The sequence below is a fragment of the Nostoc sp. DedQUE02 genome (assembly GCF_034531035.1).
GTDB lineage: Bacteria > Cyanobacteriota > Cyanobacteriia > Cyanobacteriales > Nostocaceae > Nostoc.
The window spans coordinates 1-24,224 of sequence record NZ_JAVRBY020000085.1 but is presented as its reverse complement, the minus strand read 5'-3'; the positions used below and the strand labels follow the sequence as shown (position 1 = coordinate 24,224).

At 42.1% G+C, this 24,224-nt stretch carries 15 protein-coding genes; 8 read left to right on the top strand and 7 right to left on the bottom strand.

What is annotated here, in order from left to right:
- Window positions 1-176 precede the first annotated feature (176 nt).
- Together RMX98_RS33115 and RMX98_RS33110 are read left to right on the top strand one after the other, a co-directional pair.
- Window positions 177-1,013, top strand: a complete 837-nt coding sequence (locus RMX98_RS33115; protein ID WP_322678924.1) for an alpha/beta hydrolase — start codon at window positions 177-179, stop codon at window positions 1,011-1,013.
- A 256-nt stretch (window positions 1,014-1,269) separates the two neighbouring features.
- Window positions 1,270-2,991: a serine/threonine-protein kinase gene (locus RMX98_RS33110; RefSeq protein WP_322678916.1), complete on the top strand. Its 1,722-nt coding sequence runs from the start codon at window positions 1,270-1,272 to the stop codon at window positions 2,989-2,991.
- Between the two features lie 273 nt (window positions 2,992-3,264).
- Here RMX98_RS33110 and RMX98_RS33105 read toward each other — a convergent pair whose 3' ends face one another.
- The 4 genes from RMX98_RS33105 to RMX98_RS33090 all read right to left on the bottom strand — a co-directional run bounded on the left by RMX98_RS33105 (window position 3,265) and on the right by RMX98_RS33090 (window position 8,387).
- Window positions 3,265-4,053 (bottom strand): ABC transporter permease, encoded by a 789-nt coding sequence (locus RMX98_RS33105; RefSeq protein ID WP_322678915.1) that lies wholly within the window; start codon window positions 4,051-4,053, stop codon window positions 3,265-3,267.
- 70 nt (window positions 4,054-4,123) lie between these two features.
- Entirely contained in the window at window positions 4,124-5,107 is a 984-nt protein-coding gene (locus RMX98_RS33100) for an ATP-binding cassette domain-containing protein (protein ID WP_322678914.1), read from the bottom strand.
- 252 nt (window positions 5,108-5,359) lie between these two features.
- Window positions 5,360-7,006 carry an AarF/ABC1/UbiB kinase family protein gene (locus RMX98_RS33095; RefSeq protein WP_322678913.1) on the bottom strand — a complete coding sequence of 549 codons (1,647 nt, stop codon included), beginning with the start codon at window positions 7,004-7,006 and terminating at the stop codon, window positions 5,360-5,362.
- Window positions 7,007-7,265: 259 nt separating this feature from the next.
- Window positions 7,266-8,387 carry a mannose-1-phosphate guanylyltransferase gene (locus RMX98_RS33090; protein WP_322678912.1) on the bottom strand — a complete coding sequence of 374 codons (1,122 nt, stop codon included), beginning with the start codon at window positions 8,385-8,387 and terminating at the stop codon, window positions 7,266-7,268.
- Window positions 8,388-8,502: 115 nt separating this feature from the next.
- Between RMX98_RS33090 and RMX98_RS33085 the strand changes: the two genes are divergently transcribed.
- The 3 genes from RMX98_RS33085 (at window position 8,503) to RMX98_RS33075 (ending at window position 11,560) form a co-directional block, all read left to right on the top strand.
- Window positions 8,503-10,017, top strand: coding sequence for an LCP family protein (locus RMX98_RS33085; RefSeq protein ID WP_322678911.1), 1,515 nt, complete (start codon window positions 8,503-8,505; stop codon window positions 10,015-10,017).
- 52 nt (window positions 10,018-10,069) lie between these two features.
- Complete coding sequence (locus tag RMX98_RS33080) at window positions 10,070-10,576, top strand: pentapeptide repeat-containing protein (protein WP_322678910.1); 507 nt, start codon at window positions 10,070-10,072, stop codon at window positions 10,574-10,576.
- Between the two features lie 243 nt (window positions 10,577-10,819).
- Window positions 10,820-11,560: a hypothetical protein gene (locus RMX98_RS33075; protein ID WP_322678909.1), complete on the top strand. Its 741-nt coding sequence runs from the start codon at window positions 10,820-10,822 to the stop codon at window positions 11,558-11,560.
- Between the two features lie 213 nt (window positions 11,561-11,773).
- On the opposite strand, the gene RMX98_RS33070 is transcribed toward RMX98_RS33075, so the two are convergent.
- Entirely contained in the window at window positions 11,774-14,770 is a 2,997-nt protein-coding gene (locus tag RMX98_RS33070; protein WP_322678908.1) for a GAF domain-containing protein, read from the bottom strand.
- Window positions 14,771-15,326: 556 nt separating this feature from the next.
- On the opposite strand from RMX98_RS33070, the gene murJ reads away from it, so the two are divergent.
- A complete protein-coding gene (gene murJ / locus RMX98_RS33065; RefSeq protein WP_322678907.1) occupies window positions 15,327-16,931 on the top strand; it encodes a murein biosynthesis integral membrane protein MurJ in 1,605 nt (534 codons plus the stop codon).
- A gap of 218 nt (window positions 16,932-17,149) precedes the next feature.
- Here the strand turns inward: murJ and RMX98_RS33060 are convergent, their stop codons facing one another.
- Window positions 17,150-17,884, bottom strand: a complete 735-nt coding sequence (locus RMX98_RS33060) for a hypothetical protein (RefSeq protein ID WP_322678906.1) — start codon at window positions 17,882-17,884, stop codon at window positions 17,150-17,152.
- A 452-nt stretch (window positions 17,885-18,336) separates the two neighbouring features.
- On the bottom strand, window positions 18,337-18,651 hold the full coding sequence (locus RMX98_RS33055; protein ID WP_322678905.1) for a hypothetical protein: 315 nt from the start codon (window positions 18,649-18,651) through the stop codon (window positions 18,337-18,339).
- A 426-nt stretch (window positions 18,652-19,077) separates the two neighbouring features.
- On the opposite strand from RMX98_RS33055, the gene RMX98_RS33050 reads away from it, so the two are divergent.
- Window positions 19,078-19,224, top strand: a complete 147-nt coding sequence (locus RMX98_RS33050) for a helix-turn-helix transcriptional regulator (RefSeq protein ID WP_322678904.1) — start codon at window positions 19,078-19,080, stop codon at window positions 19,222-19,224.
- A gap of 382 nt (window positions 19,225-19,606) precedes the next feature.
- Window positions 19,607-23,914 carry an ATP-binding protein gene (locus RMX98_RS33045; RefSeq protein ID WP_409882069.1) on the top strand — a complete coding sequence of 1,436 codons (4,308 nt, stop codon included), beginning with the start codon at window positions 19,607-19,609 and terminating at the stop codon, window positions 23,912-23,914.
- Window positions 23,915-24,224 lie beyond the last annotated feature (310 nt).

Genomic DNA, 24,224 nt, shown 5'->3' with positions numbered 1-24,224 from the left:
AAGGGGAAAGATTAAATTTATTCCTTTTCCCTTTAACCTGGTTGGTGAGCTTGCCGAACCATAACCTTTTCCCCTGCCTCCTCTGCCCCCTGGTCACTGAGCGTAGCCGAAGTGCTGCTCCCCATCTTCCGCAGTACCATATAAACGCAAAACTATCTACGCCTGGATGTGCAATGATGGCTGTACGTCAAACTTTATCAAAGCCTGATATCCAACTTTCTTATTTAGAGTGGAATCAAGGCCAACAACCTTTACTGCTGTTACATGGCTTAGGCGATCATGCTTTGGTGTGGTCTAGTTTAGGAGATTACTTGGCGGCAGACTACCACATAGTTGCGCCAGATATGCGTGGACATGGCCAAAGTAGTAAGCCAGAGATAGATTATAGCTTTGAGAGTGCGATCGCAGACCTGGAAGCACTCATGGATCATCTTGGATGGACTTTTGCCCATATTGTAAGTCACTCGTGGACAGGAAAATTAGCCGCCATCTGGGCAAGACAAAACCCAAAGCGTTTGCGGAGTATAATTCTGGTCGATCCGATTTTCATCTGGAAAATGCCCAGCTTTCTCAGGGGAACTTTTCCAACGTTATATCGCTTCTTGCCTTTTCTTAAAAGCATGGGCCCCTTTGCCAGTTATGAAGAAGCCGAACAACAAGTACGGCAGTTAAAGCAATATCAAGGATGGACTTCCTTACAGCAGCAAGTCTTCCAAGCAGGAATAGAACAAAAGCCCGACGGCAGTTGGGGCAGCAAATTTACCATAGCCGCCCGCGACGGAATTTTTGAGGCAGTAGTGCAAGTGCCCGGTTTTACTATTCCCCTTGACACCCCCGCCCTATTCGTCCAACCAAAACAAGGACTGAACCGCCAAAATTGGCAAATCCAACCCTACAAAACCTATCTTAAAAACTTACGTATCTGTCAAGTTCCCGGCAATCATTGGCCGTTTTTGACACAACCAGAGGCATTTAACCAAACTGTGGCAGCTTTCTTAGCAGAACACAGATAAAAAATCTCATGATTATTGGACGGGATTATCATACACCAACAGAAGAATTAATAGGAGCGATGTCTAGGGGGATTGGAAATGGGGCATTGGGAATTGGGCATAAGAGGCAGAGGAGCAGGGTGCTGCTCTTGCTGAGGGGAAAACTCTCCTCCCTTGCTCCCCTTGTACTGAGCGCAGTCGAAGTATGCTCCCTGCTCCCTTGCTTCTTCCCCTGCCTCCCCTGCTCCTCCATTCCCCACTCTCTACTCCCCCACTCATGAGCCTTTGTATCAATCCCGTTTGCCCTAAACCAAATCACCCGAATAATCATCAAAACCGCTTTTGTCAAAGTTGTGGTTCTCATCTAGAATTGCTAGGACGTTATCGGGTGACGTGCCTGTTGAATGACAAAACAGGTTTTAGTAAAGTTTATGAGGCATACGAACAAGATACCCCCAAAATCCTCAAAATACTCAAAGAGGATCTATCAGGCGATGCCAAAGCGGTAAAACTATTTCAGCAAGAAATAACCGTGTTGGAACAACTCAACCATATCGGTATTCCCAAAAAAGATAGTTACTTCCAGTATCAAACCCGAAATGGTTTAGTATTGCATTGCATTGCAATGGAAAAAATCGATGGCTACAACTTAGAACAGTGGCTACAGCAGCAAAATAGCCCCATATCACAAGAACAAGCCATAGACTGGTTAAAACAATTGATAGAAATTTTGGATGTAGTACATAGCAAACAGTACCTACATCGAGATATTAAGCCATCTAACATCATGATTAGATCCCCCATTGAGAAGGGTTGGGGGAATTTAGTACTGATTGATTTTGGCACAGCCATTGAAATTACTAAAACCTATCAAGACCAACTCAGCAACAGTGACAAGATGACAGCACTAATGTCATCTGGCTACAGCGCTTCAGAACAAATGAATGGTCAAGCAGCACCGCAATCAGATTTGTTTGCTTTGGGACGCACCTTTGTATTTTTGCTGACGGGATACCATCCTTTGGATATGTATGATGTCCAGCACAATTTGTTGCACTGGCAAAATCATGCCATCCATATCTCACCCTTACTGTTGAATTTAATTGATTGGCTAACAGCATCAGATATAGAAAAACGTCCTGCCAATATCCAAGAAATTTTGCATTCTCTAGAAGAAATTGAAAAGGAACTAACAGAGAATAATTCTAGAGATACTAGTATACAAGAGTTTACTCAAGTTGAACATTTACCTATAGATGTTAATAACAACTTATCGTCTATACATAAAGAACCGGAAAAAGTGCCGCTATTAGCATTTTTTGCAGTATTACTAGTGGCATTAGGATTGCTTAGTATAGTGGCTTTAGCAACGCGAAAATCAAATTCTTCTGAAATCTCAAATTACAGACAATATCCCGAAAAAAAAGGTAACATCGATTACTTTACATATAAAGAAGGTAGAGATAGTCAGGGAAGAGTAGCTGAGTTTAATATAGCTGTTTTATCATTAGAATATAAATGGCTTTTAGGTAGTAACTTCCAAGTTAAATACAATGATGAAATTATTAGTATTGACCTTTTAAAATTAAACTTAGAACAAGAAGGTATAGAGAAGATAATGAAAGCTCCCAGTGAGATTATCTCTGTAGGCACAGCTTCTTGTAAAGGTGATACAGCAGTTCAAGAACGTGTGGCTTTAGAACGTTCCAAACAAATAGAAATTTTAGTAAAAAAAATATTTATTAATACAGCAAGTGTCAACAAATATCACTTATTAAATTTGGGTGAATTTCAGCGCAGTAATTGTCAGGCAAAGCAGGATTTAACTGCATATCAGAGAAGTGTTATAATCATTGGTGTTAAAAGAAAATCAGCAGGTGTAATTCTTGATGAGGCGCTACGAGATAGGTTAGAGAAAAAGCCTTTTGCTGATTTTAAACTAGAAGATTATTCATTGGGGTCGGCGCAGAAGTTTAAGACGATACCGAGCAATTTATAAAATCTTTAGTACATCAGTGCATAGTCATAGTCCAATACAGTTCAGTTAAGGAAATTATCTGTTAAGGCAGGCAGGGGAGAAATCAATTCAAAATTCAAAATTCAAAATTCAAACATTTTAGAACTTCTGCCTCCTGCCTCAAAAACCTTTGTACTTCATGTAAAAGAAAACTCCTGTATTTAAGCCAATACAGTTCAGTTAAGCTTTTTTTCTCCCCCTGCTCCCCCTGCCTGCCTTAACAGATAAATTTGCTTAACCCAAGCGTATTGGTATTTAAGCTCCCATCCCAGAGTACCGCTTCAAACCTGCACGCCAAAGAAAGCGATTCGCACCCAAAAATACTAATGTCCAACCAAGCATTGACCAAAATCCCCGCCCTATATCCACGGGTAGCCCTACCAAAAGACTCGCGGGGAAATCAATTAAATAGGGAAAAGGCGTAAACATAACTATTTGCCGCACAGGTTGTGGAAAGACCTCTAAAGGTGCTATCATACCAGATAAAAATAGATAAAATAATAACCAGAAATTTTCTAAAGCGCTAGCCCGTTCTGTCCAAAAAGCAAGCATGGCAAAGGTGTACTGAATCGTAAACCGCAAAGTAAAAGCTAGCATCACCGCCAATATAAATAGCAAAAATCTATCTAAACTTGGTACCCAAAAAGCCTGGGGATAGAGAATAAAAAATAATCCCACTAATAAAAAAGCAAACATTAGCCGGGTAAATCTTTCAGAAGTATGCCTTGCAACATGATGCCACACTGGGTCAAGAGGTTGTAGTAACTTCGGCGAAAGCTTGCCTTCCACTATCTCTCCTTCAAAGTCCCAAATTACCCAAACAACTGTTAATTGCCTAACGACAAAAACTGTAATGAAGTAACGAGCAAAATCCACAGGTGATAGCCCAAACCGCCCACCTTGTGCTGCCTGTATCCAGATACCCATAAGGATAATCGGCAAAGAGCCAGCCAAAATCCATAAGATTAGCTCTGCTCGATACTCAAGCATGTGAGCGTAGTATACTGACAGTAAAGTTAAGGCTTTTCTGATTATCCGCTTCATTTATTCGCTTCTTGCTACAAAAATTACCCAGAATTCTCCACTCTTGTACAGACGCGATTAATCGCGTCTGCTACTCCACAACACCTGCCTGAAAAACTTGTCCAATAACTTCTTCCACTGGCGGTTCGGTAACTGTTAAATCAATTACCTCTAAATCCGTCAAAATCTTCGAAACGGTGCGGGTGAGCGCCTCTCTAGATACCATAAAATGTACAGAGCGCCCTTCTAAGTGTTGCACATCACCATAGGCCATAAGTTTTTCTTTCGGTAGAGGTTGGGCTAACTCTATATGAACTTCCCGATATGGGGCAAAACGTTCTAATAGTCCATCTAAACTACCGTCATACATTAGCCTTCCCTGGTGAATCAACAGCACTCGTTGACACAAAGCTGTGATATCAGCCATGTAATGACTCGTCAACAGCACTGTAGCTTGATAACGCTGATTGTAGTCGCGCAAAAAATCGCGCACCGCTACTTGAGCATTTACATCTAGCCCCAGCGTTGGTTCATCTAGGAATAATACGTGAGGACGGTGCAAAAGTGCTGCTAGCAATTCTGCCTTCATCCGTTCACCCAAAGATAGCTTCCGTACTGGCTGAGTAAGCTTGCCTTCTAGCGAAAGCATCTCTGTTAGTTCTCCCACCCGCCGTTGAAACTCTTTATCAGAGATGTTGTATACAGCAGCATTAATTCTCAAAGAATCCAGCGCTGGTAAGTCCCAAAGTAACTGCTGCTTTTGCCCCATTACCAAAGTAATTTTTTGCAAAAATGCTTCTTTGCGCTGAAACGGAATTTGTCCAGCAACTTGAACTGTACCGCTAGAGGGATGAATCAGCCCCGTGAGCATTTTGAGTGTGGTAGTTTTACCAGCACCATTTGGGCCCAAAAACCCTACTACTTCACCAGGGTCAATTTTAAAGGAAACATCCTGAACTGCTTTAATTGACCGGTAGGTGCGGCGAAAAAAGTGGGTGATTGTACTTTTAATACCCGGACTTTTAATTGCCACGGGATAAGATTTACTCAGATTTTTCGCAATGATAATTGACATATTTTTTATAAGAAGAATTCAAAAATCAGGAGCCAGAATTGCTGTATTAATTCTGTACGAGTGGTTAATGAATATTGGTTAAAACCGTACTTCATCCCGCTACAGGTAGAGTATTCTGAATTCTGAATTCTGTATTCTGACTCCTGCTTTATATTAGAAATTAAATTTTAGATTTTAGACTTTGGCATGAGCGCTCTAGTCGAAGGCTTTTTCCTTCAACCCAAAATCCAAAATTCAAAATCTAAAATGGTTTTACCGTAAACGTCCCGATCGCAATGTACTAATAATTAACCACAAACCCAATAAACTAGCGACTGCAAACAGGGTGGTGCTTAAAAAAGATAGCTGGCTTGTCTGCGCTCTGGTGGAAATAATTGCTGCACCCATAATCAGCGAACCCACTAATATACTAAAAGATAGTCGGTTCGCTGCATCGTCCATCGTGCGCCGCACCCCATCTAACCCCCGCAGCGATAAATTCCACTGTAAGGTTTCGGAGGTAACTCGGTCTAATAACAGTTCTATTTGGCGCGGAGATTGGAGAGACAGACTTTTAATATCTAAGGCTGTCCGTAATAGCGATCGCACTGGATTATCGCCCAGTAATTGCCGACGAAACAAGTCCGTAATTAATGGTTTAACTTCATCAAAAAAGTTAAGTTCCGGGTTGAATGTCCGCGCTACACCTTCTAAATTCGCTAGGGTTTTGGCATACAAACCCATATTACTAGGTAATCTAATTTTATTGTTGCGGGCAACTTGTAAAACTTCATAGATTATCTGACTGAAGTTGATTTGCGTGAGGCTGACATTGTGATACTTACGTAACATGCGATCGTAATCATTTTCTAACCGCGACAAAATTACTGGTTGAGCAGAATCTGATAATTGCAAAGTTAACTGAGCGCATCTTTGAGCATCTAAATCAACGATCGCTAACAACATCTCTGTTAATATCTGCTGTGTACGGGGATCAAGTCTTCCGACCATTCCACAGTCTAAGAGGGCAACACGACCATCTTTGAGATAAAACAAGTTTCCCGGATGGGGATCAGCGTGAAAAAAGCCATCAATATATAGTTGCTGGAAAAATACCCGAAATAACAAAGTAGTTATTTCTTTACGTTTTTCGGCAGGGTCTTTAACGTTGGGGTCATTATCCAAATCCGCCGCCAGGAACGGCACTCCATCCAGCCATTCCATCACCAGTAATTTTGCTGTGGTCAATTCCCAGTTAATTTCCGCAACTACTATTTGTGTGGGATCATACCAGCGACTCTGAGATAAGTTGCGCCGCAGTTGGTCTGTAAAACCCGCTTCCCGTGTAAAATCTAACTCGGCTTCTAGAGCTTTGGTAAATTCTTCGGCAATGGATTTAATTTCGTATGTTTGCCCAAAATCAGTTCGCGCCACTAAATCGGCAATACCTTGAATCAAAGCAATATCTTGCCCAATGGTCAGATCAATTCCCGGACGTTGCACTTTCAGAGCAACTTCTCGACCATCTATTAATGTAGCTTGATGTGTCTGAGCAATTGATCCGGCTGCTACTGGAATCGGGTTAACTGTGCTGAAAGTTTCTGCTAGTGGAAGTTTTAATTCTTTACGGAGGATTATTTCTATCTCTGCCCAAGGAACAGGCGGTACTTCGTCTTGTAGGGTTGATAGTTCCTCAATGTAGGAGGCGTTTAGTAAATCTGGACGCGTAGACATTAACTGACCAAGTTTAACGTAAACTGGCCCCAAGTCTACCAGGATATTTTTTAAAACCGCAGGTGTAGGTAGCTGGGGTTCATCAGCTTTGCCACCAGTAAGTAATCTTCGCATATAGTCCCAGCCATTGCGAAGGAATACTTCAAGAATTTCTCGTTGACGGGGAACAGTTTGGGTGAGGAACATTTTGGGGAGTGGGGAGTGAGTGGGGAGCAGGGGAGGCAGGGGAGGCAGGGGGAGCAGGGGAGGCAGGGGAGCAGGGGAAAAGGTTAAAGGGAAAAGGGAAAAGGGATAAATTTAATCTTTCCCCTTTTCCCCTTACCCTTTCCCTTACCCAATGCCCAATGCCCCATGCCCAATGCCCCATTTCAAATTGCTCTGCTTTTCGACAGTCAAGTTATAATGGGAAAATAGGCTTTTTCGCCTCTACCAAGGGTTTTAACTTTTATAGCAGGTCGGTAAATCGGGAATCGCTTTGGAGAATTTTAAGGATCTGCTTAATTTCCTGGGTACGTTCTTTTTTGACAACGAGGGTGACATTGCGATCGCGCACAATCACCACGTCCTCTAAACCAATTGTAACAACTACATCCTCTGGATTTGAGGCGTAAATAATTGCCCCCTGCGTATCTAGACCTACGTGCGTAGCAAGTTCCACATTGGGAGTCTCTTCTGTCTTCAGTAAGCGTTCGATCGCATTCCAATCTCCTAAATCATCCCAACCAAAATCAACTGGCAAAACGTATGCTAGAGTTGTCTTTTCCATTAGCGCATAGTCTATACTCTTCTTAGGCAACTGGGGATAGATATTAGGGCCATGTTGTTCTAAAGGTTCGATAATTTCTGGAGCATGGGTATGTAGTTCCTTGAGAACAACCCCTGCCCGAAAAACGAACATTCCACTATTCCAGCTAAAACGTCCCGTAGATAAAAAAGTTTCTGCCGTTTCGCGGTCGGGCTTTTCAGTAAAGCGGTTGACGTGATAAGCTGGCAACTCATTAAAGTTACCTATTTTTTCACCTTGCTCAATGTAGCCGTAACCAGTTGATGGAAAAGTAGGCTTGATCCCCAGTGTAACGATCGCTGCTGTGCTTGTTGCTAGTTGCGTAGCCGCGCTTAATGTGTGGGCAAATGCCTCTTGATCGGCAATCCAGTGGTCAGCAGGGAAAAAGCCAATAACAGCGTCTTCTCCATAGCGCTGTTTGATTTCTAAACTTGTCCAAGCAACGGCTGCGGCAGTGTCTCTTCCTTCCGACTCAATTAATAAGTTCTGAGATGGTAAATCAGGTAATTGTTGACGTACCCCTTCAGCTATCTGACTAGAAGTAATCACCCACAAGGAATCCCACCCCCTTGGGGTTCGCCAGTCGCTCATGGGGGAAACCCCCAAGACCGCGCTGGACTCACCGCCACCGAGTTCTATCAATCGATCGGCGGTTGCTTGTAATAGACTTCTAGAGCTACCATCAAGACTTAAAAATTGCTTGGGTCGGTCTTTGCGACTCAGGGGCCAAAAACGTTCACCTTTACCACCAGCAAGGATTACGGGGAACAATAAAGTATTCATGTTGTCATACACGCCTACCGAAGAACATTACAAGTTTACAGTGAGCTTTTGCAGTGGCAATATTTATAGCTTGCATTAACATACTTTTAGGGAGTGGTTGAGTGGGGAGATAATTGTGATAAAACAAGTCGAATGGTCAGAAAATCCGGTTACATCTCAACAAGTAGTATTTGAAAATGAAGTGCGATCGCAGCAACTTCAACGGACGGAAAATCAAGTAACGTCTGCGCCAGTAGAAGATTCAGAGGAGGATGTAGAACTAAATCAGCCAGCGAATCCAAACCGTAGCGTCGTTGAATCAGTGGGCGCGATTCCCAATCAGCTTTCTGAGAGGCTGGGCTTAACCATACCTCGATGGCTGTTGTGGATCATGACGGTTGTCATCGGCATTATCTTATCTGGATTGCTGGTGTCAACTTTAGCGCTATGGACTCCCTTGTGGAGCAATCTAGATCGAACAGATGAAGATTTAGGAACTGCTGGTAAAGACGAGCAAAAAGTCCCACTACCAGGGGAGTTATGGAGCAAACTCTCCCAGTACCAGCTTTCACGACCGATGAATATTTTAATCATGGGGATTGAACCAGTCAGTGGTACCGTTGATGGTTCACCAGAAAGCTTTGCCGGGAAAAGCGACTCCATGCTGCTTGTACGGCTTAACCCTAATGAAAAATCTGCAAGGGTGCTTTCAATTCCCAGAGATACAATGATTGCCATCCCCGAAAAGGGAGAAAAGGGATTAACTAAGGTATCTGATGCCAATGCCAAAGGCGGCCCAGTCTTGGCAGCACGGGTAGTTAGCCGTACCTTAAACAACGCCCCAATTGATCGCTACATCCGCATTTCTACCAGTGGCTTACGCCAGTTAGTCGATCAGTTAGGCGGAGTAGAGGTCTTTGTTCCTAAATCAATGGAATATAAAGACTCCAGCAGTCAACTGTCGATTAATTTAGTTAGTGGCTGGCAAACCCTCAACGGGGAGCAAGCAGAACAGTTTGTCCGATTCCGCGAACCAGGCTTGGGAGATTTGCCGAGAGTGCAGCGTCAGCAAGCACTAACAGCAGCCCTCCTGCAACGCCTCAAGAGTCCCACCATCTTACCCAGGTTGCCTCAATTAACTCGCTTGATGCGAAAATACTTTGATACCAACCTGAAGATGGAAGAAATGATGGCGTTGGTCAACTTCGGACTCAACCTAGATCGCGATAATTTCCAAATGACCGTGTTGCCTGGTACTTTTAGCCGTTTTAGCCAAGATCCTAATAGCTATTGGCTGAATATGACTGGACAACAGAGCCTGTTGAATGATTATGTTGGGGTAAATGTACCTGGTCTAAAGCCAGATATGCGTCAGGTTCCTAACCTCAAAATTGCTATTCAAAATGCTTCCAATCAACCTCAGCTAACTGAAAAAGTTATTGCTTATCTCAAACAGAAAGGCTTTACTAATATTTACAAAGTGCCTGATTGGCCAGATACTCAACGTCAAACTCAGATTGTTGTCCAAAAAGGCAACCGACGAGTTGGAGTTGATTTGCAAAAAGTCTTAGGCTTGGGTCAAATAGAAGTGTCGGCAATTGGTGATTTAGAATCTGATCTGACAATCCGCATTGGTAAGGATTGGAAATAATCAATAGAGGCGCACAACTAGGTAGCTGTGCGCCTCTACAAATAATAAAGTTATGAAAAAGATTTTCCTGCGCTTTTTTGGTTTAATTGTGATTTTGCTACTAGCATTTGGGTGGATAATACTTAATCCCAAACCGGCTTTTGCTCAGATAAACACAATCAATTACAACAATATAAATTTAGAAAATCGTGATTTTTCTCATGCTGATTTGGCAGGTGTAACTTTTGTAGCAGCAGAAATGCGGGGGACAAATTTTCAAGGGGCGAATTTAACCAACGCAATTCTCACTAAAGGAGTTTTATTAAAAGCAAATTTGGAAGGTGCTAATTTGAGTGGCGCTTTAGTCGATCGCGCCACTATGGATGGTGCTAACCTGAAAAATGCCATCTTTACTGAAGCCACTTTGACCCGTAGCCGCTTTTATGATGCTGATGTCACTGGTGCTGATTTTACCGATGCTTTGATTGACCGTTATCAAGTGTCGCTGCTGTGTGAAAGAGCCGATGGGGTAAATCCGGTTACGGGTATGTCAACGCGAGATAGTTTGGGTTGTAGGTAAAGAATCTCCACGTTGAGCATAAAAACAGAGACATTTTTCCGAAAAAATGGAAAATACAAATTCTTTATTAAACTATGTATTATTCGCTATCGATTTGATTTTAATTTGGGATTTGCTCAGAGATAAAAATATACAAATTTATGAGCAAACACAAAATAAGCTTGAGTTTATTGTTCAACCGAAGTTACTTAGATTTATTGGGTTCTTTATTGGACAAATAGGTATAATTTATATGCTATTTTTATGTTTATACCAGTTACACAACTTGATTGTAACCGTGTTTTACAAAATATAGATACTTCAAATATTGAGCAAAAGTCATCAAAAATTATATGTCAATTGATAGAATTTGATTTTTTTGGTCATCAAAAAAGCCAAAAACAAATTTCTGGATTAATTGGAAGTCATTTAGAAAAACAAACTAAAACTGATCGAGAGGGAAAAATAATATATAAATATCAAATTCAGTTATTAACTAAAACAGAAAGCTTTTCGTTTAGACGAACTACTTACAGTGATTATTTTTCCGAAGAAGCGGAGTTTATCATATTAAAAATTAAGAATTTCTTAATACAACCTTTAGAAAAAATTTTAGTAGTTAAGCAAGATGATACTTTAGTCGGCTATGCTGCAATTGGGATAACCATATTTTGCCTATTATTAGGTTTATTCATTATCGCATCAGGTTCATTTATAGACTTTAATTTTGACAAAGAGACAAATAGTTTAAGTATCAGCCGCTATCAATGGTTTGGTATATTGGGAAAAATAGTTTTGGTGTATTCATTAAATGAAATTGTTGATATTAAAGTTAAAAGTTTTAATTATGGCGAAGATAGCACAGATACTCGAGTTATCTTAATGTTAGCCTCTGGTGAAAGGGTATCTTTGATTGGTTCCTATGATTCTGGGTTCTTTAATTCTAGGTTTAAAGAACAACAAGAAATAGTTAAAACTATCAAAAGTTTTCTCGCTTCAAATTAGTAGCTGTTTATACTAAGTCTGTCGCTTTCTCAAGATCAACTCTGCGATCGCATCCCAAAAAACGATCCTAAACTCTAAAGAAAATAAATTATTATATTGATTCAGGTGGTGCTGCATTAGTCTGTTATGATGCCTTCGGGGAACGGAGGAAACCTCTACTGATCCTGGCTCCCCTATTTAAAATTGACTGAAATCGTCAAAAATCAGTAGCTTCTAATTATCAATGGGAATTTCAATTAAAAACTCTGTTCCCTCTCCTGATTTAGAGGAACATTTCATCTGGCCATGATGTTTTTCAACTATTATTTGATGGCTGATAGACAATCCTAAGCCTGTACCTTTTCCTGGTGCTTTGGTGGTGAAGAAGGGATCGAATATATGCGATCGCACTTCTTCTGGAATCCCCAGACCATTATCGGCTATTCTAATTAAAATCTTGTTATTAACGGTTTGCGTACTAATCCAGATACTCAAAGGTATTTTAGGACACGTCTGAGATAACTTCAAATACCTTTGTTGTATAGTTTTAAACTTTTCCTCTAATGCATCAATACTGTTACTCAAAAGATTCATAAACACTTGATTTAATTGCGCGGGATAGCATTCGAGCAAAGGGAGAGTAGCATATTTTTTAATAATCTCAATAGCTGGGCGTTCATTATTATTTTTGAGCCGATGCCCTAAGATTAGCAAAGTACTATCTAATCCTTCATGAATGTCTACTGACTTCAATTCAGCTTCATCTGTACGAGAAAAATTACGCAGTGATAGGACAATCTCACAAATCCGCTCTGTTCCTATTTTCATAGACTCAAGGGTTTTGGGTAAATCTTCAATGATAAAGTCCAAATCAGCCTTGTCAATTTGCTCTTGGACAGTTGGTAATAGTGAAGAGTTTTGACGGTAAAGTTTCACTACATTTAGCAGTTCTTGAGTATATTCATTTAAATGAGTTAGATTGCCAAAAATAAAACTGATCGGATTGTTGATTTCATGAGCAACTCCAGCAAGTAATTGCCCTAAACCTGCCATTTTTTCACCCTGGATTAACCGAGTTTGAGTTTGTTTTAATTCTTGCAGAGTTTGAGTAAGCTCTAAGGTTTGACGTTTAGTTTGTTCGAGTAATTCTGCTTGTTGAATCGCAATTCCCAATTGCACCCCAACTTGAGCTAGTAAATTGATTTCTTCTTCTTTCCAATAACGCGGTTGCGAGTTTTGATAAGCAACCAATAATCCCCATAATTTCTCACCTTGTCTAATGGGAACAAAGGTTTCGTTGCGCGGAAGTTCGTTATCATCGTCTGTATCTTCAAAGGTTTTTAGAATCATTGGTTGGGCTTGTGCAACAGGTTTCCAACCATCTTTAAAAGAATCTGCTACAAATTTCCCACTCCAATCGGCGTTGAAACGGTAGATTGCAACTCGCTCAACTTCGAGCAATTCTCGCACAGCTTGAGTAGTGGTTCTAAAAATAGTTTTAATATCGAGTGACTGACGAATTTTATCAATGGTTGCAGCTAGCAATTCTTGACGTTCCATTGCTTTTTCGCGTTCAGTGGCTTCTGCTAACTGAACAACCTGCATTTGAACTTGTTTAAAATAAGAATCCTGTTTTAATGCGACTCCCAATTGCTCGGCTATTTGACTGGCAAATTCAATTTCAGAGGGTTGCCAGTGACGAGAAGCGGTGCATTGATGAATACACAGCAATCCCCAAAGTTCACCTTTTTTCAATAGAGGCGCGACCAAATTTGCCCGCACTTGAAATTTTTCTAGGATTTGGACGTAGCAATCTGGAAACTTTCCTTGATAAATGTCAGCGATCGCATTTACTCGACCTTGGGCGTAAAGGGGTGCAAAGTTTTGACCGAAGCAATGATCGTAAACTTTTTCTGCGATTACTGAGTTACATCCAAAAACAAAATCCTCAGAAATAAACTCTCCTTCCCAATTTTGTTGAGGGTCAAAGCGAAAGACTGCCACTCGGTCTGCTTGCAGCATTTGTCGTGCTTCGGTGACAGTAGTTTGGAAAATTGTATCTAAATCTAGGGACTCTCGAATTCGAGTAATGACGCTAGTTAATGTCTTTTGTTGCTCTGCTTGGTACTGAGCCTGTGCTAGTAATTTATAGTGCCGCAGTGCCACACCAATTTGGGTGCCTATTTTGGTCAGTGATTCGACTTCATAAGATTGCCACTGTCTGGGTGAAGCGTTTTGGTAAGCAGCAATGACTCCCCAAAGTTGATCTCCTTGGAGAATCGGGGCAGTTGCAAAGGCTTTTGCCTGAAATTGCTCCAATAAGGTTACATGACAGTCTGTTAATCCGGCTTGATAAATGTCATTAGCTGTAAATGTTTCGTTGTTAACGTAACGTCCCCCTTGCGTCTGTTGTAAATAAGTATCAGTGATCGCAGCCTGAATGCCAATTAAGGGAGTCCAACCTTCAGCAAATGATTCAGCAACAAAGTTACCACTCCAATCATCATTGAAGCTAAAGATGGCGACTCGATCGGCTTGCAACAACTGGCGTATTTCTTGAGTTGTGGTTTTAAAGATGGTTTCAATATCAAGGGGTGAGCGAATTTTATCAACAATTTTAGCTATTACTTGGTCGCGTTTAGCCGCTTGAGCCAATTCTGTGGCTTGCAATTCGACTTCATGGAGATGCTTCGCTTGTTGTATCGCAACAACAAGATGGTCAGCAATTTGACGAATAAACTCAATTTCCGATTCTTTCCAGTTACGAGCCTCACTGCACTGATGAATGCAAAGCAACCCCCACAGTTCCTTCTGGCGCGATAAAGGGACAACGAGGTTGGCCTTGATCTGAAATTGACTCAAAAATGCGATGTGACAATCACTCAGTCCCGCTTTGTAAATATCTGCTACTGCTTGTATTTGACCTTGTTGATAACTAGAAGCAAATTTTTGTCCAAAGCAGTGGTCGTAAACTTTTACTGCCAATGCTGAGTCCCAGTCAAGTGCAACATCCTCAGAAACAAATTCTCCTTGCCAGTCTTTTTCCAAGTCAAATTGGAAGACTGCTACACGATCGGCATTTAGCAACTGACGCACTTGTGTAACGGTAGTTTGAAAAATCGTTTCTAGGTCAAGAGACTCCCGAATTCGCACAATGACACTCGCCAGAGCCTTTTGTTGCTCTAGTTGCTCTTGAAGTTGATTTTCTGTGAAATTTGAATTGGGTTCCATCACTCTGGATTTTTTTGTTTTTATACAAGGGTTCTGAATAGAGGCAGGAGGAACGAAGTAGGAATGGAAATTTTAATTTTGAGTTGATTAGCCAGTTTAAAAAGAAGAATTGTATCAAGATGTGTAGCACGTTAGCGTAGTGGCACGTTCGCAAAGCGTCTCGTAGAGAAGTGCAATATAAAGCTTCCACAATCCAAGTCCCACGTTTTTATGAGTGGGTTACTCCTACCTCCTGATTGTTATAGTTCCCCTTTCTGGATCTATCTTTGTAATGGGTTAAAAAATAATCTTGGCTTGTACGCAACATGAGGATATGACTAAGTTAGTGTTAGTCTTGCCGAGGCAAATCAGCAAAGCGATCTGACCCCTTTTGAATCGTTACCTAAATTGCAATTCGCTGTATCATAGCAATCTCAGGAATTTAATTTTGAGCGTAGGCGTAGCCCGCCGTAGGCATTTAAAATAAGTAATTTGTCAAAATTTACCTGACAGACTGCGGGATTTCAGGTTAAATGTTTTAAAGTATGCACTCTGCAAGAGTTGTTGGGTATTATTCGTGACACAACAAGAACAAAAACCTTCTCGTTCTTTCGCTGGAATTGCTGGCATTGTTGCCGCAGCCACATTAATTAGTAAAGTCTTCGGTTTAGTGCGGCAGCAAGCGATCGCTGCCGCATTTGGTGTTGGTGCTGCTGCCACCGCCTATAGTTATGCCTATATTATCCCTGGCTTTCTATTGATCTTACTCGGTGGTGTAAATGGGCCATTACACAGTGCGATCGTCAGCGTTTTAGCCAAGCGGCGGCGAGAAGAAGCGGCTCCCCTAGTGGAAACCGTGACAACGCTGGTGGCTGGATTGCTGTTGGTGGTGACAGTTGCTCAAGTTTTATTTGCGGATGCGATCGTTGATTTAGTCGGTCATGGTTTGGAGGCGACAACCAGAGCGATCGCCATTCAACAACTCCGCATTATGGCACCGATGGCTTTATTTTCGGGATTAATTGGCATCGGCTTCGGTACTCTCAATACCGCCAATCAATATTGGTTACTCTCCATTAGTCCTTTATTATCCAGTATTACTGTTGTTGCCGGTCTTGGAATCTTGGCGATGCAACTGGGCAAGGATATTATTAAGCCGGAGTACGCTTTAATCGGGGGAATGGTATTAGCTTGGGGAACTTTAGCAGGAGCGGTTCTCCAGTGGTTAGTGCAGCTAATTGTCCAGTGGCGATTAGGATTAGGCACATTACGCCTACGGTTTGATTTTAAATCTCCAGGCGTTCAAGAAGTCATTAAAATCATGACTCCGGCGACAATTTCCTCTGGAATGATGCCAATTAATGTTGCCACTGATCTTTATTTCGCCAGTCCTATCCCTGGTGCTGCGGCGGGATTTAACTATGCGAATCTATTAGTCCAAACTCCGTTAGGGATTATTTCAAATATCATTTTGCTGCCCCTGTTACCGATATTTGCTAAACTTTCTGGGCCCGAAAATTGGCCAGATTTAAAATTACGCATTCGCCAAGGACTGCTACTCACTGCCTTTACTATGCTACCGCTAGGGGCGCTGATGGTGGCATTATCTGTACCTATTGTGCAGGTGGTATATGAACGTGGTGCTTTTAAGCCAGAAGCCACACAGCTAGTTTCATCCTTGCTAGTGGCTTACGGAATTGGGATGTTTGTCTATTTGGGGCGTGATGTTTTGGTGCGGGTGTTCTACGCTTTAGGCGATGGACAGACACCTTTTCGCATCAGTGTTTTTAACATCTTACTCAACATCATATTAGATTGGTTTTTCGTTAAACCTTTTGGCGCTCCCGGTTTAGTGTTAGCAACAGTGGGTGTAAATTGTAGCTCAATGTTGATGCTGTTGTGGTTGCTCGATCGCAAACTCAATGGTTTACCTTGGCGTGAGTGGAGTTTGCCGATTTTGGGTTTGGCTGCTGGTAGTGTGGTAGCTGGGATAGCAAGCTATGGGACTTTGGTTGGTTCTGGGCACTTGTTAGGTAAAACGGGTTTACTGATTGTGGCGTTGCAATTGTGTGTATCTGGCTTTGTAGGGATTGTCGTATTTGCTGCGATCGCTTCATGGCTGAAAATACCAGAGGTTAATATTTTTATATCTCGTCTACGTCAACGTTTTTTGAAGAAATAACTGCTATTTTTGATACCAAGATTAATATTCTGGGGTGGCTGTATAGTCCTCCCCAGATGCTAAAGGGGTATATTAAGAAGGGTAAAGGATAAGGGGAAAAGGGAAAAACCTTTCCCCTTTCCCCATACAAAACTTTACATAGTTCGGTTTAATTGCGTCTACTTACTTAAGGTACTTCTAAGATGGGGAATGTCAGTAATCCATTTGTCTTCACACGATCAAAAAGTTGTTGCTACGGGGATAACGGATTCATTCGGTACTAGATTTATCTGATATGGTGAATTGAGAAACTTGGTGTTTACAAGTTCTTTGTAAGCTTCTAAATCTGTCCGCCAGTCGCTTATTATTTGTGATAAAACAGCTAGGCGCTGACTTTGTTCTTCTTGAAAAATCGCGTGATTAAAACTAGCAGTGAACAGCACGATGGGCCGCACTGTTTGATCTGGCAGTTGTAACCCTCCTTCATTGATATCCAAGCTCAGTTGCACTCCTTCTAGGGTGTAACCAAACCGCATCGCTGCTTGCACAGGTGCTTTGCCAAAATGATGCCAGGGGCCAGGATTCAGCACTGTGTTCAAGATATAATTGCGTGCTGTATTGTTTGGCTGATCGAAGACGACATGTCCCCGAAAGTTAATGGACACCCCCTCATAGTCTACTTGTGCCAATGTCTTTAGATATTTACAAGCTAGAGCCGGAATTTCCACATCTGTGGATTGTTTGGTGGCAATTACCTCAGTGAAAATAATCCGATTGACTTGTGCAGTTATATTGATGCTGTTTTGAAAGACTACCTGAGCAACAGAATCTGTGATAATCGGGGGTTGGGCTAATTCCCAGTCACTAGGAACGATACCACTATATTTAAGAAAATCTGGAGTTAAGATTGTCGGATTGTGCTGTTTTGCTGCGATCGCAATAGCAATTTCCTGAATATTTAGATTTTGGCTCATTCGCTTTTTTCTCTGTGCAAATTTAATTTTTAATCAGGGGAGAGCTAATTAAAAAATTAACCCAATTTACCTTGTAGCTAAGGCTGGATAAAACACAAAGCTGCCAAAAAGGTGGCTTTGCTCGACTTCAATACTTTGTTAACTCCTATATCTCTTGATATCAATCATTATTATTTATGAGATTCATTTATTCATATAGCATAATTGCTTAATTTTTTCTCAATAATCGATATATCTTTACTGATTGTTTCAATCAAGAATATTTGGGAAAATTCTTCCAAGAAAAATAAAGTTTAAGTCAAGGGCAATTTTATAAACAACTTCTGATTACCGACTTTCTTGCAAAGGGAGAGGCTAGCGCCAAGAGAGAAAGACACATAGACACATAGACACAAAGTAAAGAAATAAATTAAAAAGGTTTGGCGCTAGATTTAAGTTCATCTGGCGAAATTTTAGAGTACTGATTCTTTAACTTTTTGCGATTTCTCAAGCTTGTTTGGATTCACCCAACGATTAACAAATTCGTTGTTATGTTTGTACACCTTGATTTGCACTTGCTTGGAACTTAACTTGACTATTTCGGCGGGAATTCTTTGGACATCATTAGAATCTGTGCGAGGCTTGTAAAGCCAAATTACTTTTTGCCCAACTTCAAAGTAGTTAGGATTACTAGTTAAAGAAGTCGTAGTTTCTGCCCAAGAGGGAAAAGCAACTGCTAAGTTGATCAAAAGTACTAAAACCACTAGAGTGATTTGGAAAAGTTTCATGATCATTGCACTTGTTTTAGGTCTCGTGGGGCAATCAATCTCTGGTTCTAGCATTTAGTTATCCTGTTTATTATCTTTATTAATTGCAAACCAAGTCTGTATTTGTTAAAAGCTCAAATCTCTACTGATTTCAGCATAAAGCGACTTAGAGAATAAAATCAAATAGTCTTTTTTTTGAAAACAATAAATTAATTTTATGATAAAATTGAAAAAAGCCGTAATACTCTGACTTCGGCTCACAATCTCTATCTCAGGAATCATAGACGTAAAAGAACACTCTGTCATAAAAATTGATCATATATAGCAATCCTAAATAATTCGTGAAAAAAATCTGTTGCCTATTGCCTATTCCCTATTGCCTACCTCCACGACTAATTTCACAGATCAAATAGGATTGCTATATAGTGTTTGATAAACTTTAACTATATGCCTCAGAGTGCAAGCCTACTGGCGGCGAAGCAACCTAATATTATTAGCAAACTACTTCTTGCCCTGCGGCAAGAGTCAAACCTATCTCAAGAAAAATTGGCTGCTGAGTTTGGTATCACTTTCCCAACAATTAACCGTTGGTAAAATGGATATGTAACATCTTCTCCTTTAGCAATATTCCGAATTATTAGCCTACTCAATGAGTTAGGTAAAGATGGTCAAATTATACATGCAACATACTTCCGAGAATAAGAGTAGGTTTTGTGAGTTCTGAATGAGAATCGGCCTTGGTAGTTTGGAATATTGATGATATAAAGGTGACAATAAAAAATACTCAAAACAGCAACTTGCCCCAAAAGACTATTCCAATGCTTTGAAAAGTCACAGCATTGGCATTTCACGCTGTATATACCCTTGAAAATCCTCTAAAATTAGAAGCGTAAATGTCATATTTATAGAGGATTTTCTCAAAATACGACCACAGATGTAGCTCTGTAATCGACGCATGACCAATCGAGAGGAATTAATGAAAAATGAGCCAACGTCAGCAAGCAATACCGACGTAAATTTCCTTCTCGGCGGGGGTGAAATGGGTGCGCGGATGCGAGAACGGGATTGGTCAAAAACTTCCCTTGGGCCAACGCAACAGTGGCCACAAAGTTTGAAAACTGCCGTGCGGATTATGCTGACTTGCCGTCAACCCATGTTTGTTTGGTGGGGCGAGGAACTGATTAACCTTTACAATGACGCTTACAAAGCTATTATTGGCGGCAAACATCCCGAAGCACTAGGGCAACCAGCTTCCTACGTGTGGCGGGAAATATGGGATCAGGTTGGGCCTCGAGCTGAATCAGCGATGCTGAAGAACGAGGGAACTTATGACGAAGCGCTGCTGCTAATTATGGAGCGCAACGGCTATCCAGAGGAAACCTATTATACTTTTTCATATAGCCCAGTTCCTAATGACCAGGGTGAAACAGGTGGGATCATCTGCGCCAACACAGAAGACACGCAGCGCATCATCGGTGAGCGTCAGTTGGCACTTTTGCGGGAACTAGCGGCGAGGACGGCAGACGCACGGACATTCGAGCAAGCCTGTACGCTAAGTGCGAGTTGTCTGGAAAGCAACCCTTATGATCTCCCTTTCGCCATGATTTATCTGGTTGATCCGGATAAACAGCAAGTTTTTTTGGCTGGAACATCTGGTATTGGGCAAAATCACATAGCAGTTCCTGAAACAGTGGCTCTCGATGCTGATTGCATTTGGCCCTTTGCAGAAGCGATCGCAACGCATCGGGCACAACTGATTTCCGATTTGGAAGTGTCTTTTAGTAGTCTACCTTCTGGTGTTTGGCAGCGATCGCCCCATCAAGCGATCGCAGTACCCATTGCCCCATCCGGTCAAACGGGAAAAGCTGGTATATTAATTGTTGGTTTGAACCCCTTCAGGCTATTCGACGACAATTATAAAGGATTCATCGATTTAGTAGCAGCTCAAATTGCCGCCAGCATCGCTAACGCCCAAGCTTACGAAGAAGAACGCAAACGCGCAGAAGCCTTGGCAGAAATCGATCGCGCGAAAACCGTATTTTTCAGCAACGTCAGCCATGAATTCCGTACTCCACTTACCCTGATGTTGGGGCCATTAGAAGAAACCTTAACTAATTGTGCCACCTTGCTTCCAGTCAAAGACCGAGAGCAGCTAGAAATGGTGCAACGCAACGGACTTCGGCTGCTGAAACTGGTCAACAGCTTGCTAGATTTTTCACGCATTGAAGCCGGACGGGTTCAAGCCTCTTATGAACCCACCAACCTTGCCACCTTCACCGCAGAACTAGCTAGTGTATTTCGTTCAGCAGTAGAACGCGCAGGGATGCAGTTATCAGTCAATTGTCCTTCGCTGCCAGCACCAGTATATGTAGATCGAGAGATGTGGGAAAAGATTGTTCTAAACCTGCTCTCGAACGCATTCAAGTTCACAATGGTTGGAGAAATTGCGGTTAGTTTGCAATGGTCAAATGACCATATTGAGTTCGCAGTCAAAGACACAGGCATCGGTATTCCAGCAGCAGAAATCCCCCACCTTTTTGAACGTTTCCACCGTGTCAAAGGGGCGCAAGGACGAACTTTTGAAGGGTCAGGAATTGGATTGTCACTAGTGCAAGAATTGGTACAAATGCATGGTGGAACAGTTCATGTGAGCAGTGTTTTAGAAGTAGGCAGTTGCTTTACTGTATCAATTCCAACGGGATTTGCTCATTTGCCTCCAGACCGGATTAGTGCCCCGCGAACCTTACCTTCAACCGCATTAGGCGCAATACCCTATCTAGAAGAAGCCCTGCGTTGGCTACCGCCAGAAGAGAGCAGGGGAAGTAGGGGGAGAAGAGAAGTAGGGGGAGAAGTAATTGTTCAAGAAGACTACAACATATATATAGATTCTTCCCCTGCCTCCCCTGCCCCCTCTGCCTCCCCTGCCTCCCCTGCCTCCCCTGCCCCCTCTGCCCCCCGGATTCTCCTGGCTGACGACAATTCAGATATGCGCGATTATATCAAGCGGCTATTAAGTCAGCAGTATGAGGTGGAATCAGTGCCGGACGGTTTAGCTGCTTTGGATTCTGCTCGTGGACGTGTTCCAGATTTGGTACTGACGGATGTCATGATGCCTGGATTAGATGGCTTTGGACTGCTGCGAGAATTACGAGCCGATCCGCAGACGCAAAAAGTTCCAATAATTCTGTTGTCGGCACGGGCGGGGGAAGAGGCACGGGTGGAAGGGTTAGAAGCGGGAGCCGATGATTACCTGATTAAACCGTTCTCTGCTCGTGAATTGTTGGCGCGGGTAGAAGCAGCCCTAAAAATGGCTCGTCTCCGCCAGGAAGCAATGGAACGCGAGCAAGGTCTGCGAATTGAAGCTGAGGTGGCGAAAGCACACCTAGAGACTGTTCTAGCTGGCATCCAAGACCAGTTTTATGTGTTGGATCGAGAGTGGCGTTATAGCTTTGTCAATGACCAGGTAGCAGCAGTTGTTGGTATCCAAAAGGAAGATTTGCTAGGTAGGATCTTTTGGGAAGTTTTTCCAGATGTGGTCAACAGCGAGTTTTATACTCAGATTCATCAAGCGCTCGCACAACAAACTGTTGTTCAGTTTGAATACTTTTATCCTACTTGGCAGCGCTGGTTTGAGAATCGCGTCTACCCCTTTGCAGAAGGAGTAAGCATTTTTACTACAGAGATTAGCGATCGCAAACAGGCAGAAAAAGCACTTCGTGAAAGCGAAGAAAAGTTCCGCAACATGGCTGACAATGCCCCCTTCATGGTTTGGGTAACAGATACCAATAGCTACTGCACCTACCTCAGCCAAAGCTGGTACGACTTTACAGGCCAAAGCGAGGAAACTGGTCTGGGATTTGGCTGGTTAAATGCTGTGCATCCAGAAGATTACAATGACGCTACGAGTATTTTTCTGGAAGCTATCAAAAGCTGCTCGGCTTTCCGTATGGAGTACCGCTTGCGGCGCAAAGATGGTCAGTATCGTTCTTGCATCGATGCCGCTAATCCCTGGTTTGGCGTGGACGGTGAGGTTAAAGGTTACATTGGCTCAGTGATTGATATTACAGAACGCAAAGTAGCAGAAGCTGAACGCGATCGCCTCCTGCTACTTGAGCAAGCTGCCAGAACTGAAGCCGAAAGAGCCAACCGGATTAAAGATGAGTTTCTGGCGGTGCTTTCTCATGAATTGCGATCGCCTCTCAATCCCATTCTTGGGTGGGCGACACTCTTGCAGACTCGTGAGTTTGATGCCGTAGCGGTGAAGAAAGCGATCGCAACCATCGAACGGAATGCTAAATTACAAGCTCAATTAATTGAAGATTTGCTCGATGTCTCTCGGATCTTACAAGGCAAACTCAGCCTGAAAATGTTTCCCGTCAATCTAGTACTTGTGATTGAGGGAGGATTGGAAACAGTGCGTTTGGCAGCAGAAGCTAAAAATATCCAAATTCAGACGATGCTGGATGCTTCTTTGGGGCAAGTTTTGGGTGATTCTGGTCGTTTACAACAAGTTATCTGGAATCTGTTATCGAATGCCGTTAAATTCACTCCTGAAGGAGGAAAAATTGAGATTCAACTAGAGCGCGTTGACACTCAAGCTCAGATTACCGTCAGCGACACAGGTAAAGGAATCAGCCCTGACTTTCTCCCTTATGTGTTTGAATATTTCCGTCAAGCTGATGGTACGACAACCCGAAAATTTGGTGGCTTGGGATTAGGGTTAGCAATTGTCCGTCATTTGGTAGAATTACATGGTGGCACGATTTCGGCAGAAAGTTTAGGTGAAGGGCAAGGAGCTATTTTCCGGATCAGGCTACCGTTAATTAAAAAAGATTTAACTCCAACACAAAACATAAATATTGCTGCATTAAATGCTTCTCCTGCAACAGAAATCCTTGCAGGCATCCAAATTTTAGTTGTAGATGATGACGATGATACCCGTGAATTTCACACATTTGTATTAGAGCAGGCTGGAGCAGGGGTAATTGCTGTGGCATCAGCAAAAGAGGCACTGCAAGTATTGGCAGAGTCAGAACCAGATATGCTGCTCAGTGATATTGGGATGCCAGAGACAGATGGCTATATGCTGATACAACAAATTAAAGTATTGTTTGCAAAACAAGCCAGACAAATTCCAGCGATCGCTTTAACTGCTTATGCAGGAGAAATCAATCAGCAACAAGCACTCAAATCAGGGTTTCAAAAGCATCTGTCCAAACCCGTTGAACCAGAGGAGTTAGTCAAGGCAATTGCAACTGTAATTGGCAGAAGTGGGAATGGCTGAGTATTCGGCTGCTTTGCATAAACCGCGTAAATGCTAGCTAACTATAGATTTAGAGATTTTAAAACCTGTAGTTTTATACTTTATGTAAAAGAAAATCGAACCCAGAGAACGCAGAGGGCACGGAAAAATAGGAGTTTCAGAGAGTTTTTGCGTAAGTCCTACAACTCAAAGAGCCTTCTTGATACCAATTTGCAATCATATGTATGTAGTATTTCTCCCCCTGCTCCCCTGCTCTTTCAAGGGTAGGGAATTAAGAAAGGGGCAATATAGCCAGTAAAATACAGAACTGAAGTCAGACCGCAAAAATAAC